General features: G+C 61.1%; 21 protein-coding genes. All 21 read left to right on the top strand.

Annotation, left to right across the window (positions count from 1 at the left end):
- Window positions 1–104: 104 nt before the first annotated feature.
- Window positions 105–476, top strand: coding sequence for a hypothetical protein (locus tag C4885_RS04520; RefSeq protein ID WP_147237749.1), 372 nt, complete (start codon window positions 105–107; stop codon window positions 474–476).
- Between the two features lies 1 nt (window position 477).
- Window positions 478–816: a type VI secretion protein gene (locus C4885_RS04515; protein ID WP_113999220.1), complete on the top strand. Its 339-nt coding sequence runs from the start codon at window positions 478–480 to the stop codon at window positions 814–816.
- Window positions 817–818: 2 nt separating this feature from the next.
- Window positions 819–1,397, top strand: a complete 579-nt coding sequence (locus tag C4885_RS04510) for a phage protein Gp27 family protein (protein WP_113999219.1) — start codon at window positions 819–821, stop codon at window positions 1,395–1,397.
- Complete coding sequence (locus tag C4885_RS04505) at window positions 1,394–2,017, top strand: transcription termination/antitermination NusG family protein (RefSeq protein ID WP_113999218.1); 624 nt, start codon at window positions 1,394–1,396, stop codon at window positions 2,015–2,017. The genes C4885_RS04510 and C4885_RS04505 overlap by 4 nt, the downstream gene beginning before the upstream one ends.
- Before the next feature lie 120 nt (window positions 2,018–2,137).
- Window positions 2,138–2,443, top strand: a complete 306-nt coding sequence (locus tag C4885_RS04500; RefSeq protein WP_113999217.1) for a hypothetical protein — start codon at window positions 2,138–2,140, stop codon at window positions 2,441–2,443.
- Window positions 2,430–3,698: a PBSX family phage terminase large subunit gene (locus C4885_RS04495; RefSeq protein WP_113999216.1), complete on the top strand. Its 1,269-nt coding sequence runs from the start codon at window positions 2,430–2,432 to the stop codon at window positions 3,696–3,698. The genes C4885_RS04500 and C4885_RS04495 overlap by 14 nt, the downstream gene beginning before the upstream one ends.
- A 4-nt stretch (window positions 3,699–3,702) precedes the next feature.
- Window positions 3,703–3,852, top strand: a complete 150-nt coding sequence (locus tag C4885_RS16410; RefSeq protein WP_158538808.1) for a hypothetical protein — start codon at window positions 3,703–3,705, stop codon at window positions 3,850–3,852.
- Window positions 3,849–4,457, top strand: coding sequence for a Rha family transcriptional regulator (locus C4885_RS04490; protein ID WP_199488073.1), 609 nt, complete (start codon window positions 3,849–3,851; stop codon window positions 4,455–4,457). Before C4885_RS16410 ends, C4885_RS04490 begins: the two co-directional genes overlap by 4 nt.
- Window positions 4,458–4,533: 76 nt before the next feature.
- Window positions 4,534–4,764, top strand: a complete 231-nt coding sequence (locus tag C4885_RS04485; RefSeq protein ID WP_113999215.1) for a hypothetical protein — start codon at window positions 4,534–4,536, stop codon at window positions 4,762–4,764.
- 98 nt (window positions 4,765–4,862) lie between these two features.
- Window positions 4,863–6,251 carry a hypothetical protein gene (locus tag C4885_RS04480; RefSeq protein WP_113999214.1) on the top strand — a complete coding sequence of 463 codons (1,389 nt, stop codon included), beginning with the start codon at window positions 4,863–4,865 and terminating at the stop codon, window positions 6,249–6,251.
- 10 nt (window positions 6,252–6,261) lie between these two features.
- On the top strand, window positions 6,262–7,968 hold the full coding sequence (locus tag C4885_RS04475; protein ID WP_113999213.1) for a phage minor capsid protein: 1,707 nt from the start codon (window positions 6,262–6,264) through the stop codon (window positions 7,966–7,968).
- On the top strand, window positions 7,946–8,179 hold the full coding sequence (locus C4885_RS04470) for a hypothetical protein (RefSeq protein WP_113999212.1): 234 nt from the start codon (window positions 7,946–7,948) through the stop codon (window positions 8,177–8,179). Before C4885_RS04475 ends, C4885_RS04470 begins: the two co-directional genes overlap by 23 nt.
- 240 nt (window positions 8,180–8,419) lie before the next feature.
- Window positions 8,420–8,965, top strand: coding sequence for a phage scaffolding protein (locus C4885_RS04465; RefSeq protein WP_158538807.1), 546 nt, complete (start codon window positions 8,420–8,422; stop codon window positions 8,963–8,965).
- A 15-nt stretch (window positions 8,966–8,980) separates the two neighbouring features.
- Entirely contained in the window at window positions 8,981–9,853 is an 873-nt protein-coding gene (locus C4885_RS04460; RefSeq protein WP_113999210.1) for a hypothetical protein, read from the top strand.
- A gap of 111 nt (window positions 9,854–9,964) precedes the next feature.
- Window positions 9,965–10,315 (top strand): hypothetical protein, encoded by a 351-nt coding sequence (locus C4885_RS04455; RefSeq protein ID WP_113999209.1) that lies wholly within the window; start codon window positions 9,965–9,967, stop codon window positions 10,313–10,315.
- 1 nt (window position 10,316) lies between these two features.
- Entirely contained in the window at window positions 10,317–10,736 is a 420-nt protein-coding gene (locus C4885_RS04450; protein ID WP_113999208.1) for a hypothetical protein, read from the top strand.
- Entirely contained in the window at window positions 10,733–11,110 is a 378-nt protein-coding gene (locus tag C4885_RS04445) for a minor capsid protein (RefSeq protein WP_113999207.1), read from the top strand. Before C4885_RS04450 ends, C4885_RS04445 begins: the two co-directional genes overlap by 4 nt.
- Complete coding sequence (locus C4885_RS04440; protein ID WP_113999206.1) at window positions 11,107–11,547, top strand: hypothetical protein; 441 nt, start codon at window positions 11,107–11,109, stop codon at window positions 11,545–11,547. Before C4885_RS04445 ends, C4885_RS04440 begins: the two co-directional genes overlap by 4 nt.
- Before the next feature lie 14 nt (window positions 11,548–11,561).
- Window positions 11,562–12,047, top strand: coding sequence for a hypothetical protein (locus C4885_RS04435; RefSeq protein ID WP_113999205.1), 486 nt, complete (start codon window positions 11,562–11,564; stop codon window positions 12,045–12,047).
- Between the two features lie 87 nt (window positions 12,048–12,134).
- Window positions 12,135–12,608, top strand: coding sequence for a hypothetical protein (locus C4885_RS04430; protein WP_113999204.1), 474 nt, complete (start codon window positions 12,135–12,137; stop codon window positions 12,606–12,608).
- Window positions 12,608–13,174: a Gp15 family bacteriophage protein gene (locus tag C4885_RS04425; RefSeq protein ID WP_113999203.1), complete on the top strand. Its 567-nt coding sequence runs from the start codon at window positions 12,608–12,610 to the stop codon at window positions 13,172–13,174. The genes C4885_RS04430 and C4885_RS04425 overlap by 1 nt, the downstream gene beginning before the upstream one ends.
- Window positions 13,175–13,186 lie beyond the last annotated feature (12 nt).

The following is a 13,186-nucleotide window of genomic DNA, read 5'->3' as shown; positions in this document are numbered from 1 at the left end:
CGGACTTTACGAATCGTGATGTATTATGGTTGCAGAAACCATAACACATCACGATTTTTGTTTTGAGGGGTACGGCAATGCAGTTTGACGCAGGGACTTGGTGGTTGGCAGTATTACTGCTTGGCGGCTTGACGGGCGCGCTTGGCTACATGATAAAGCACAGCTTTGACAAAATCGAAAAGAAGTTGGACACGGCTGTGCCGAAAGAAGACTTCGACACAAAGATAGCGAACCACGAGGCGCAGATCCGAAAAATCCAAGAAACCTACACGCCGCGCACGACCCACGACAAGGACGTGGGCGAGCTGCGGGAGAAGATTTCCCGCATCAGTGAAAACTACCTTACCAAAGAGGACTTTTACCGCGAAAACACCAAGACCGACCGCAAAATCGAGTCGGCAAACCAGAAAATTGACCGTGTGATCGAGCTGCAGATGCAGCTTTTACAGCAGTTGTCGCAAAAGGAGAATTCGTAACATGGACATGAAAGAAAAGTTGCTTGCCGAAATGGAGCAAAGCGACTTTGCCAAAAATAACGGCAAGATCATGCGGACGCTGAACGTGCTTGCGCCGAGCTACCACAACCTGAGCAGCATTCAGCGCATTTTGAAGGACGACGGCATTGGCGAGGGACAATACGCCGCCTGCCTCGACTTTCTGGCTTTGGAAGGGTATATTCTGCTGCGCACCGTAAAGGATCATGTGCGGTGCGAGGATTTAGCGGACCACAACTGGACGGAATTGGAAGCAAAGCTTTCCGGCAAGGGAATGCGCGTGCTTGAAAAGGATGTCAAGGACGCGATGATCGAGGTGTAACGATGGCGTGGCCGTTTCAGCGCGGGGGCAAGAGCAGCGGCAACCGCAAGCACAGCAAGATCGACAAGCTGCCGCCAGAAATGAAAGCTACCGTTGAGGAGATGATCCTTGACGGCAGCGCTACTTATACCGAGATCGTGGACTATTTGCAGGAGCACGGGTACAGCCTGTCGGTTTCGAGCGTGTGCCGCTACGCGCAGGGATACGTCGAAAATTTGCAGACGCTGCAGATCGCGCAGGCCAACTTTAGAAATATGCTTGACGAGCTGGAGCGCTACCCCGACCTTGACACGACCGAGGCGCTGGTGCGCGTGGCGAGCCAGGACCTTATGACGGCGCTGACCGCCAAGAAGGAAGAGGACTGGAACGCCGTGAGTGTGGACAAGCTGATGAACCAGATCAGCGGCCTGACCCGCGCGGTCGCCTACAAGAAGCGCGTGGAGCTGCGGAACAAGACCGACCTTGAAGCAGGCACGGATGACGTGAAGACCATGCTGTGGCGCACGATGGCAACCGAGAAGCCGGAGCTGTACAAGCAGGTTACGGCTTACCTAGACAAGAAAGCGCAGGCTGCACCATGAGCCTTTATGCTGTGCAGGTACTGACCGGGCAGGAAGCGGAGGTTTGCCGCCGCCTGGCCGACCGCCGCATTGCCACCCTGCTGCCGCAGGAGCGGCGGCTGATCCGCCGCGGCGGCGCGTGGCGGGAAGAGCCGTACACCCTGTTCCGGGGGTATGTGTTTGTGGACACCGAAGCCCCGCTGCCCATCTATTATACGGTACGCGGGCAGGACGGCGTGATGCGCTGGCTGGGGGCAAGCCCCGGCACGCCGGAGGCACTGAGCCTGGCCGAAGCCGTGAACATCCGCTGGCTGGCGGGGCAAGACCTACGCCCCAGCACCGCGCGCGAGGTGATGCCCGGTGTGCTGGGTTTTGTGGACGGGCCGTTGGCGCAGCTGAGCGACCGCATTGTGCGTGTTGACCGGCATGACCGGCGGGCGGTCGTGGCCCTGCCCATTGGCGGGGAAGCAAAAGAATTTACGCTGACCTTTACGATACAGGAAACCGCAGACTGCGGGGCGGCCGGTTCGCCCCGGCCCGCAGGCGCGGCGGACAGAAGCAACGGGATTTTGGCTGCGAAAACGGCCGAAAATGGCGAAGCATACCCCGCAAAACGCGGGTGTGCCGCCAGCACCGTTTAATTGCCCCGTTTAATACGTTTAATTTTGTTTAAGGAACGAAGGGCGGAAAACTGCCCGCGTGAGAGAAAGGCCCCCAAAACGGGCTTATTTGGGGCGCTGTGGGGCGGAGGGAAAAAACAGATGAAAACCAAGGAAAAAAGCCTGCGGGAGCTGCTGGCCGACATCCAGAAGGCCAGCGAGCTGGAACGCTATGACCCCGCCGCAGACCTGGCGCTTTTGGCGGCGCAGTACCGCAAGATGAGCCGGTGGGACTTTGGCAAGCTGCTGGACGGCATGGCCGCAAAGTACCAAAACGAATGGAGCGCCATCCACGCGGCGCTGGCCGAAAAGGCCCGCGCCGGGGACCTGGACGCCATCCGGCTGTACCGCGAAACCATGGCGCAGGCGGGCAGCGGCAATGAGGTGACGATCGTTGACGACATCTAAAAACAGCGGGGCGGCGGTGAGCCTGAAAGGCGTCATCGGCCCCGCTTTCTACGAAACGCACCGCCTGATCCGCGCGGGCAAGATCGACGAGGCGGTGGAGAAGGGCGGGCGCGCGAGCTTAAAGAGCAGCTATGTGAGCGTTGAGGTGGTTTTGCAGCTTTTGCGCCACCCCGACTGCCACGCGCTGGTGACGCGCCAGGTGGCCGATACCATGCGCGACAGCGTGTACGCCCAGATCTTGTGGGCCATTGACAAGCTGGGGCTGGGTGAAAAGTTCCGCTGCACACAAAGCCCGCTGCAATGCGTGTACCTGCCCACGGGGCAGCGCATTTTGTTCCGCGGGCTGGACGACCCGCAGAAGATCAAATCCATCAAGCTGCCGTTTGGGTACATTGGCATTGTGTGGTTTGAGGAAGCCGACCAGATCAAAGGCGGCGAAGAGGCCGTGCGCAACGTGCAGCAATCCGCTTTGCGCGGCGGCGAGTACGGGCTGACGTTTATCAGCTTTAACCCGCCCGCGGCCAGCCGCAACTGGGCCAACCGCTACGCCCGGGCCGAGCGGCGCGGCAAGTTTGTACACCACAGCAGCTACCTGCAAGCCCCCGCCGAATGGCTGGGGCCGAAGTTTTTGGCGCAGGCGGAGTACATTAAGGAAACGCAGCCGACCAAGTACCGCCACGAGTATTTGGGCGAGGCCGTGGGCAACGGCACGCAGGTGTTTGAAAACCTGGTGCTGGAGCCCATTGATGGCAAAACGATCCGCAGCTTTGACCGCCCGCTGAACGGCGTGGACTGGGGCTGGTACCCGGACGCCTGGGCATACAACCGCGTACAGTACGACGCGGCGCGGCGTACCTTATATATTTATGACGAGCTGACCCGCTGGCGCACCGCCAACCGCGACACCGCGCACCTGCTTTTGGCGCGCGGCGTTGGCACCGAAACGGGCGGCCCGCTGACCGCCGACAGCGCCGAGCCGAAGAGCTGCGGCGACTACCGCGCCGAGGGCCTGCCCTGCCGCGAGGCGGTGAAAGGCCCCGGCAGCGTGAACCAGAGCATGAAGTGGCTGCAAAGCCTGGCCGCCATCTGCATTGACCCAAAGCGTTGCCCCGACACAGCGCGGGAATTTGGCGAGTACGAGTACGAGGTGGGCAAGGACGGCCAGGTGCTGCCCGGCTACCCCGACGCTGACAACCACCACATTGACGCCGTGCGCTACGCCACCAACCGCCTGTGGACAAGGCGCGGGACCTGACGCCGTGGATGTTGTGCAGGTGTACGGCATTGCGCTGGAGAAAGGCGAGTATGACAGCAGCGACTATGCGAACAGCCTGAACTGGCTGTGGAGCCGGATGAAGGATATGGTGGCCGATCTGCGGCAGACGCTGAAGGGCGGTGATGCCGCATGAAAAAGGCCAACGCCCCCGCGCCCGCCGATGTGCAGGTGCTGCTGCCCGCCGCGATGATGAACGGCAAGGCCGTTGTGGATAGCCGAGAGGTTGCACGGATGCTGGGTAGGCCACACAAAAACCTTCTGGCGGACATTCACCGCTATATTTCGGCCATGGAACGCCGAAAAGCAGACGGGCTAAATTTTCAGCCCGTCGCAAGAGATTTTCAGCTTGTCGATTTCTTTGTCCCCAGCACCTACACCAACGACCACAACCAGACTTTCCCCTGCTATCTCCTGACCCAGAAGGGCTGTGAGATGGTGGCCAACAAGCTGACGGGCGAAAAAGGCATTTTGTTTACCGCCGCCTATGTGAACGCCTTCCACGCCCTGCAGGAGCAGGCGCAGGCCGGGGCCATGGTGCCCACGGTGCGGGCGGCCCCTGCGGCGCTGCCCGCGGCCCCCGCCGCGCCCGGCATTGCCGAGATGGAAGCCGAGACCCGCCGCAACAACAGCCGCCTGAAGCTGGCCCAGATGTGGCTGGCCATGGCGGAAACGGCGGGCAAGGCCAAGAAAGCCCACTACCGCCAGTGCGCCGAGAACGCGCTGCTGGGCAAAGCGTAACCAACTAAATACCGCACCGCCCACCCTTGCAAGAGGGTGGGTGGAATTTTTTATACCTTTATGATAGGAGCCTGCCATGAACCGACTGCACCGCTGGATGATCGAGAAGTTTTTGCCACGCTACGCGCACGAGCTGCTGCTGGACGAGCTGGCCGCCACCGACAAACGGCTGGCCGCCGCCCGGCAGACCATTGCCGAGCTGAGCGCCGAGAACCGGGCACTGCGGTTTGCCCTGCGGCAGATCGGGCGCGGGTGCCGCACGGAACGGGAGGGCGCGCCGCCGCATGAAAGTGACGAAATATTGTGAGCATTGCCCGTGGCGCAGCGCAGACCCCTACTGCCTGTGGCCGCGCTGCTTTAAGAAGTACTTGACAGGACCACAACAGGAAAGGAAGAAGCAAGCCGATGAACGCATTGCTGCGGGCGCTGACGGACAGCCGCGGAATTGAGAACATTGAACAGGCGCTGGGAATGCCGGACATTACCAGCGACGCCATGCGACGCGCCATCGACGGATGGTTTGACGCCTGGTTCAGCCGGGTGCCCCCGGACGAGGAGGACCCCTGCCAGCGCATCCCCTACGCCGTGGTGAACAAGCTGGGCAAGGCGGTGTTTGCGGAGTACGACAGCAGCCTGCAAAACACCGGCACCCCCAAGCTGCAATACCTGGACCGCGCGCGGCAGGCGTTCGACGCCAAAAAGCGCGAGCTGCTGCAATGGTGCATGGTGGGCGGCGAGACGTGGGCCAAGCCGGTGTTTGCGCCGGACGGCCTGACGTGGCAGGTGATCCGGCGCGACGCGGTGCTGATCTTGGGCCGCGCGCCGGACGGGCGCGTGACCGACCTGGCCTGCTGCGAAAAAAGCGTGGTGGCCGACCGCCAATATTACACGCTGGTGGAGCGGCGCACGACGGGGCCGGACGGGCGGCTTACGATAGAAAACCGGCTGTACCAGGCTGACAACAAGGCAACGCTGGGGCGGCGGGTGCCGCTGCAAAGCCTGGCGCAGTACGAACGGCTGGCCGACGCCTACACCTACCCCGCGCCCCTTGACGGGCTGGGGCTTGTGGCGCTGAAAATGCCGACAGTCAACTGTGTGGACGGCAGCCCGGACGGCGTGGCCGTGTATGAGCCTGCCATGGGGCTGATCCACAACATCAACCGCAACGAGTACCAGCTGGCGCGGGAGTTTGAACTGGGCCGGATGCGCATTGCCGCCAGCGCCGACCTGCTGACAGCGGAGAACGGGCGCAAGCGCCTGCGGGACGACTTGTTCGTTGGGCTGGAGGGCAGCGAACAGACGGTGGGGATCACGGCGTTTGCCCCGGCGCTGCGCAACGAAAACTACGAAGCACGGCGGCAGGCCTACCTGAAGGCCGTGGAGAACCTGCTGGGCGTCAAGCGCGGCATTTTGTCCGACGCCGAGGCCGTGAGCAAAACGGCCACCGAGATCAACTCCAGCGCCGGGGATTACAGCCTGTCCATCATTGAGTTCCAGAACCTTTACTATGACGCTTTGCAGGCCGCGCTGCGCCTGGCCGACCAGCTGGGGCAGGCGTACCGCCTGTGCGACGGCACGGCCTGGGACACAGAGGTTTTGAACGTGACGTGGGGCAACGGCGTTTTGTACGACGCCGACAAGGAATGGGCCGACCGGCTGGCCATGGTGCAGCAGGGAATGCTGCGCCCGGAACTTGCGCTGGCGTGGAAGTTTGACCTGCCGTGCGATACCGAGGAGGACCTTGCCGCCATACGGCAAAAGTATATGCCGACGATGCAGGACATGGAAAGCTGAGGGATAAGCGATGACCGCCACACAGCGCGAGGGCCTGAGCGACGCGGCACTTGCCCTGACGCAGCCCGTGATCGACGAGCTTTTGAAGGACATTGCCCGGCGCATCAAAGACGCCGGCGCCATTACCGACACGGCGGAATACCAGATCTACCGCGCGCAGGCGCTGGGCGAGAGCAAGCAGGCGATCAAGGCCGCTGTTGCCAGGCAGATCAAGGCGCAGGACAAGGTGATCGACAGCCTGTTCGACTACATTTTGGACAACAGCACACCCCTGACCGCGAACGGCAGCCTGAAGCAGATCGCAGAGGGCTACGCCAAAATGAGCCGCCAAAAGACCGCCGAGCAGCTAAAAAACCTGTGGGCGGACACGCCGCAGGGCAAGGTGCTGCCCATCCAGGACGCCTACGCGAAGGCGCTGGACTTTGCCTTCCGCCAGACCGTGACGGGCGCGCTGGACACGGAGACCGCCATCCGCCGCGCCTGCGCGCCGCTGGCCAAGCGCGGCCTGCGCACCATTGAACAGAAAAGCGGGCGCAGCGTGGGCATTGAGTACGCCTGCCGCCGCTACCTGATGGACCAGCTGGGTGAACTGGACGACGAGGTGCAACAGGTGACGCACGATGAACTTGGCTGCGACGGCTGGGAGATCAGTGCGCACCTGGCGTGCGCGCCCGACCATGAGCCGTACCAGGGGCGACAGTACAGCGACGCCGAGTACGAGAAACTGAACAACAGCTTACAGCGGCGCATTGGGCATTTGAACTGTGGCCACACGGCCAGCCCCATCATTTTGGGCGTGAACGCGCCGCAGTACACCGAGGAACAGCTGCGGGAGCTTGCCGACGCCAACGAGCGCGGCGTGACCTACAACGGGCAGCACTACACGCTGTACGAGGCTGGGCAGGAGCAGAGCCGGTTGGAAAACGCCGTCCGCACCTGCAAGCGCCACATTTTGATGAACCGCGAAACCGGCGACGCCAAAAACCTGAAGAACAACCAGATCCGCCTGCGGGTGCTGCAAAGCGAATACGGCAAGTTCTGCAAAGCGACGGGCCTGCCCACGCGCACCGAGCGCCTGCAAACGGCAGGCTTTGGCCGCAGCGAGGCGAACAAGGCAGTGTGGGAGTATAAGAAAAGCTCCGGCACCAAAGCGTCCGACCTGGGCGGGCAAGCGCTGCACACCGTCACGGACGAAGCGATACAGGCTGTGCCAAAGCCGTTTTTCCGGGGGCTGAGCAACAAAGCCAACACGGCGGCGCAGGGCTATGCCCGCGACCTGCTGACGAAGGTGAAAGACCTGCCGCTGGGCACCGAGGCTACGGTATCCTTTACCGAGGACGGGCAATGCAGCTGGGAAGTGGGCGACCTGAAGGAAATGCGCGTTAAAGTGAAAGACCTTCAGGTCCCGTATTATTCCTTGCACAACCACGCGAGCAATGGTATACTTAGCCCAGAGGATATTTTCCAGCTGGCCAAACACGACAACATGAAAGGCATCGGCGCAGTTGGGCATGATGGCGCACTGCATACCTGTGAAAAGGTGTTCGGATACAAGAAGGAGAACTTCAACCGCTGGATGGACGGCCTGCTTGAAAAATATCCTCTATATCAGAGCCAAGATGCAAATAAAGTTGAAACAGCACTGAAACAGCGCATCGACCTTGCAAACGAACTCCGGCAGGATGGTGATAAACATGGACTCCGCTTTTCGGGATAACCCGGCCACACCAAAAGAAATTGAGCGCTGGCGTGGAAATATTGCCAAGGCGCGCCCTTACACGGACGATGACCCTGAGCCGTGTTATTTCGACTGGATTCCAGACCCTGCACGTTCAAATGCGACTGTTGCTATGGAGCTTTTGAAGGCTGCCGGTCTGTGGACAGAAGAAGATGAACGCATTGCCTTTGGTCCGCACGATGAGGATTAAACCCAATTTAATTGCCGCTTGCACCCCAATTAAGGGGTGCTTTTTTGATGCTTAAATTTTGATACGGAGATGCCTTTATGCCTCACAACCGTACACCCCCGAACCGCCCCGGCCCCAGCGGACCGGGGCAAAGCTATACCCCGCCCGGCCCACGGCTGTGGCCGCACCGCAACCGCCCGCGGGACAAGCTGCCGCGCCAGACCCGTAAGCCCACCATATATAAGGAAAGGACAGACCCGCATGATCGAATGGATGAAAGAGATCCTGGGTGATGCTTACACCGAGGACATTGACAACAAGATCACCGCCAGGCTGACGGCGGACTACGCGCCCAAGGCCGACCTGGAGGCCGCCAACACTGCCAAAAGCGAAGCTGAAGCCGCGCTGGCCGCGGCCAACGACAAGTACAAGGACGTTGACATCGACGCCCTGCGCGCCGATGCCGAGAAGTACAAGGCGGAGGCCGCCCAGGCCCGCAAGGACGCGGACGAGCGCGTGGCCGCCGTGCAGTTTGACGGCAAGCTGGACGCCGCTATCACCGCCGCGCACGGGCGCAGCGCCAAGGCTATCCGCGCGCTGCTGGACGTGGATACCCTGAAAGGCAGCGACAAGCAGGACGAAGCCATCACCGCCGCCCTGGCCGCGCTGCAAAAGGACAGCGGCTACCTGTTTGAGAGCGGCGAAACCCCGCCGCCCTACGCCGCCGGAACCGGCAGCACCGCGCTGCACGGGGCCGACGCCGACACCGCGATGCGGCAGGCCATGGGCCTGCCCATCGACAACTGATAGGAGGAATGCCCTATGGCAAATGCAATCGAACTGGCAAAAAGCTATGTGCCCAAGCTGGACGAGGTGTACAAGCTCGCCTCGCTGACCGCCATGCTGGACGGCGCGTCCGACCTGGCAAGGCAGGGCGCGAACGCGAACGAGCTGATCATCCCCATGATGACGATGGACGGCCTGGCCGACTACAGCCGCAACAGCGGCTATGTGCAGGGCGATGTGACCCTGACCAACGAAACGGTCAAGTGCAACTTTGACCGCGGCCGCCGCTTTACCGTGGACACCATGGATGACCTGGAAACGGCAGGGCTTGCTTTTGGCCGCCTGAGCGCCGAGTTCATCCGCACCAAGGTGGTGCCGGAGCTGGATGCCTTCCGCTTTGCCGCCTACTGCGGCAAAACCGGAGTCACGAAGGTGGAAGGCGCGCTGGCGGACGGCAGCGCCGTTTTGCAGGCGCTGCGCGCAGCCAGCACCGCCCTGGATGAAGCCGAGGTGCCGCTGACCGAGCGCTACCTGTTCATCACGCCCAGCCTGCACGGCATGGTACAGGACCTGGACACCACCAAGAGCCGCGAGGTGCTGAACAACTTTGCCAAGATCACCGACGTGCCGCAGACCCGCTTTTACACCGCCATCAAGCAGCTTTCCGGCGCGAGCACCGAGAGCGCGGGCGGCTACACGAAAGGCGACGGCGCGGCGGAGCTGAACTTTATGGTGATCCACAAGCCCGCCGTGATCCAGTACACCAAGCACACCGCGCCCAAGATCATTGAGCCGTCCGTGAACCCCGACAGCGACGGGTACATTTTCGGCTACCGCATGGTGGGCATTGCGGACATCTACGCGAACAAGACCGCAGGCGTGTACGCGCACCACAAGGCGGTGGGCTGATGAGCAAGACGATCGGGTATATCCTGCCGAAGCCGACGCCCGCGCCGCAGGAGAAGCCTGCCGCGCCGAAAGCCGCCCGCAAAAAAGCGGATGCCGAACAAGAGAAGGCCCATGACTGACTTTAATTTTTACAGCGAAACCTACTGCGGCAGCCTGATCCCGGCCGATGCGTGGGACGCGGTGTGCCGCGACGCCGAGGCCCAGATGAACCGGTACGAGCGCATCTACCATGTCAGCTACCCGCAGACCGGCAGCCGCAATATGGCCGTGTGCGCCATGGCCGAGGCGCTGTACGAGTTTGCGCAGCTGCAGGACGCGGGCGGCGCGGTGCAGAGCGTGAGCGTGGGCAATGTGAGTGAGAACCGCGCGGCGGTGGCCGCGCCGGACACAAGCGCCGCCGCGCAGGCAGCGGAGCTGTACCGCCGCGCCGGGCTGTACGCCGACATTTACAGGGGGTGCTGAAATGCAGCGATATTTTGCCAGGGACCAGACCCTGACTTACCCGCTGTGCACGATGACCGTGACGGTGTACCACACGACGTTCAACCCGTTCGAGTGCCGCCGCGCCGTGCTGGAGGGGGTACACTATGAAACCCGCCGCACGGTGGCGGTGGACAAGACTGGCGCGGCACACAGCGCGGGGTACCTGCTTATTATCCCGCAAAAGACCGCCGCGCGCGTGAGCCCCACAGTTGACACCGGCATGGACGGCACCTATGTTTTGCAGCCCGGCGACCGTGTGGTCGCGGGCGAGGGGCCGGAAATCACGACCCGTGAGGAGTGGGCGGCGCTGCTGCCCAGCGACTACGACGTGACGACCGTAACCTGGGTGGAACAGAAATACTGGCACGGGCAGCCGTGCCATGTGGAGGCAGGGGCATGAAGTGCAGGGTGACCGTGGACATCCCGGACGGCGAGGGCTGGGTGGAAGCGCTCGGCCTTGGGCGGGACGGGCCGGTGCAGCAATTCCATACCGCAAATGTACTGCGGCGTATCCAGAAGTATATGCCGTACCGCACCGGCGCAACCATCAAGCTGACGATCGCGCAGACCGACACCCATGTGCCGGAGATCGTGACGGATAACCCGCAGGCGCGGTACCTGTATTACGGCATGAGCAAAAGCGGAAAGTCGCTGAACTATACCCATACCAAAAACCCGCTGGCCGGGCCGCGCTGGGATGAAGCCGTTATGGCCGCCGAGGGCGACGCCATGGCCGCCGACCTTGCGCGCTACATGAGGAGGATGCTGAAATGACAGACCTTGAATGCCTGATCGAATGGCTGAAAACCTACGATGGCTACGATATTCTGGGAAGCTGCCAGGTGGACTATACCGACCAGATCCCCAACCAGGGCTTTGTGTTCCCACAGGGCTTGGTGGAGGTAGAGCGCAGAGAGGATATTCTCGGAAACGTGACGCTAACCGACCGTTATAACTTTGGCCTGTATTTTACGTTTGAGAAGGCCCTGCAGGACGACACGGCAGCCCGCGCCAACGCAAGCTGGGTGATGGACTTCCAGCGCTGGGTACAGGAACAGAGCGCCCGCGGGCTTGTGCCGAACTTTGGCAATACCGAAACTAAAGCCACCGCGCAGGCCCAGAACGGTACACTGTACAGCGCCGAGGACAGCGGCACCGCGCTGTACATGGCAGTGCTTTCCGTCACATTCAAGCGAAAAATTGAAAATTGAGGTGAACTGATCCAGTGAAAATCGAACGCAAGTATATGGCGCATTACCTGAACACCGTCTTTGCGGGGGATACCGGTACGGCAGCCTATGTACGCCTTGGCAAAGACCTGGAAGAGTACAGCCCGGAGCTTTCGGCCAATGTTGAAAAGAAAAGCAACATCATGGGCGAAACGTCGGTGACCATCGACAGCTACCAGAAGCAGGGCGAAGTTGCCCCGTACTACGCCGAAAAGGATGACCCGCTGTTTACAAAGCTCCAGGCCATCATTGACGGTGATCTGGTGCTGGATGACCTGAAAACCGACATTGTGGAGGTCAAACTGTGGGAAACCGAATCTTCCGGTGCGTACCCCGCCGTGAAAGAGGAATGCTACGTTGAAGTCAGCAGCTACGGCGGCGACACCACCGGCTACCAGATCCCGTTCAATGTCCACTACACGGGCGTTAAAACGACCGGTACCTTCAACGTCAGCACAAAGACCTTTACAGCATCGACCTGATGAGAGCATGACAATGAGCGCCTTTGCGAATGAGCAAGGGCGCTTTTGTGATGCCCTGATCGGGCAATAAAACACGGAGGTTATACGATGAAACAACTTACCATTGACACCGGCGTCCAGGAGTTTGAGATCAACGGCAGCGGCGTGCTGCGCTTCAACCCCAGCGACCCCAACGTGTACAACCGCTTTTTTGCAGCCGAAACCACCCTGACCGAGCTGGACGCGGAAGCCCAGAAGCGAATGGAACAGATCGAGGCTGATTTCCCGGATGACAACCAGCGCGTTGGCGCGGAACTGGCCGTTTTGGCCGAGTATGACCGGAAGATTAAAGAGGTATTAAACGGCGTTTTTGGCGCGGGTAACGACTTTGACGAGATCCTGCATGGCGTGAACCTTGCGGCGGTCGCAGGCAACGGAAGGCGTGTGGTGACGAATTTGCTGGACGCCCTGACGCCGATCATCCGGGAAGGCGCAGAACGCAGCATGGAAGAAAAAGCCGACAAAGCCGTGCAGACGGCAAAGGCAAACCGCGCCGCACGCCGCGCTGCGGCCAAGAAATAATGCAGGGCTGGACGCTGCCGACCACAGTGACGGTTGGCGGGAAACCATATGCCGTGCATACCGACTACCGCGATATTTTGGACATCATCGACCACCTGCAGAACACCGATGATAACGAACAGGAGCGGTGGTATATTGCCATGGCGCTGTTTTACGAAAACTGGCGGGACATCCCCGCGCAAAACCGGCAGGAAGCTGCCGAGCGGATGGCGGAGTTTATCGCCTGCGGCAAAACGCAGGGCAAGCCCGGAGCCAAACGGGAAATCGACTGGCAGCAGGATGCAGAGCTGATCGTGGGCGGCGTGAACAAGGTCGCCGGGTGCGAGGTACGGGCGCTGCCCTACCTGCACTGGTGGACATTCATTGCCTACTTTATGAACATCGGCAGCGGGCCGCTTGCCACGGTGGTGGGCATCCGCCATAAGCTGGCAAAAGGGCAAAAACTCGAAAAATGGGAACAGCAGTTTTACCGCGAAAACAAGGAAATCGTTGACCTGCGCCCGCAGCTTACCAAAGAGGAAGAAGCCGAAAAGCAGCGCCTTCTGGCGCTTTTAGGCGAAGCATGATACAAAAAGGAG

The sequence above is a fragment of the Subdoligranulum sp. APC924/74 genome (assembly GCF_003324125.1).
Classification (GTDB): domain Bacteria; phylum Bacillota; class Clostridia; order Oscillospirales; family Ruminococcaceae; genus Gemmiger; species Gemmiger qucibialis.
The sequence above is the reverse complement of the archived record's forward strand: the minus strand, read 5'-3'. Positions and strand labels throughout refer to the sequence as shown.

What these genes read in the sequence shown, in the direction of transcription:
- C4885_RS04430 (WP_113999204.1), top strand. Translation starts at nt 12,135, where the DNA reads ATGAAACAACTTACCATTGACACCGGCGTCCAGGAGTTTGAGATCAAC.
- C4885_RS04425 (WP_113999203.1), top strand. Translation starts at nt 12,608, where the DNA reads ATGCAGGGCTGGACGCTGCCGACCACAGTGACGGTTGGCGGGAAACCA.
- C4885_RS04510 (WP_113999219.1), top strand. Translation starts at nt 819, where the DNA reads ATGGCGTGGCCGTTTCAGCGCGGGGGCAAGAGCAGCGGCAACCGCAAG.
- C4885_RS04450 (WP_113999208.1), top strand. Translation starts at nt 10,317, where the DNA reads ATGCAGCGATATTTTGCCAGGGACCAGACCCTGACTTACCCGCTGTGC.
- C4885_RS04470 (WP_113999212.1), top strand. Translation starts at nt 7,946, where the DNA reads ATGGACTCCGCTTTTCGGGATAACCCGGCCACACCAAAAGAAATTGAG.
- C4885_RS04490 (WP_199488073.1), top strand. Translation starts at nt 3,849, where the DNA reads ATGAAAAAGGCCAACGCCCCCGCGCCCGCCGATGTGCAGGTGCTGCTG.
- C4885_RS04475 (WP_113999213.1), top strand. Translation starts at nt 6,262, where the DNA reads ATGACCGCCACACAGCGCGAGGGCCTGAGCGACGCGGCACTTGCCCTG.
- C4885_RS04505 (WP_113999218.1), top strand. Translation starts at nt 1,394, where the DNA reads ATGAGCCTTTATGCTGTGCAGGTACTGACCGGGCAGGAAGCGGAGGTT.
- C4885_RS04480 (WP_113999214.1), top strand. Translation starts at nt 4,863, where the DNA reads ATGAACGCATTGCTGCGGGCGCTGACGGACAGCCGCGGAATTGAGAAC.
- C4885_RS04485 (WP_113999215.1), top strand. Translation starts at nt 4,534, where the DNA reads ATGAACCGACTGCACCGCTGGATGATCGAGAAGTTTTTGCCACGCTAC.
- C4885_RS04455 (WP_113999209.1), top strand. Translation starts at nt 9,965, where the DNA reads ATGACTGACTTTAATTTTTACAGCGAAACCTACTGCGGCAGCCTGATC.
- C4885_RS04465 (WP_158538807.1), top strand. Translation starts at nt 8,420, where the DNA reads ATGATCGAATGGATGAAAGAGATCCTGGGTGATGCTTACACCGAGGAC.
- C4885_RS04460 (WP_113999210.1), top strand. Translation starts at nt 8,981, where the DNA reads ATGGCAAATGCAATCGAACTGGCAAAAAGCTATGTGCCCAAGCTGGAC.
- C4885_RS04440 (WP_113999206.1), top strand. Translation starts at nt 11,107, where the DNA reads ATGACAGACCTTGAATGCCTGATCGAATGGCTGAAAACCTACGATGGC.
- C4885_RS04445 (WP_113999207.1), top strand. Translation starts at nt 10,733, where the DNA reads ATGAAGTGCAGGGTGACCGTGGACATCCCGGACGGCGAGGGCTGGGTG.
- C4885_RS04500 (WP_113999217.1), top strand. Translation starts at nt 2,138, where the DNA reads ATGAAAACCAAGGAAAAAAGCCTGCGGGAGCTGCTGGCCGACATCCAG.
- C4885_RS04515 (WP_113999220.1), top strand. Translation starts at nt 478, where the DNA reads ATGGACATGAAAGAAAAGTTGCTTGCCGAAATGGAGCAAAGCGACTTT.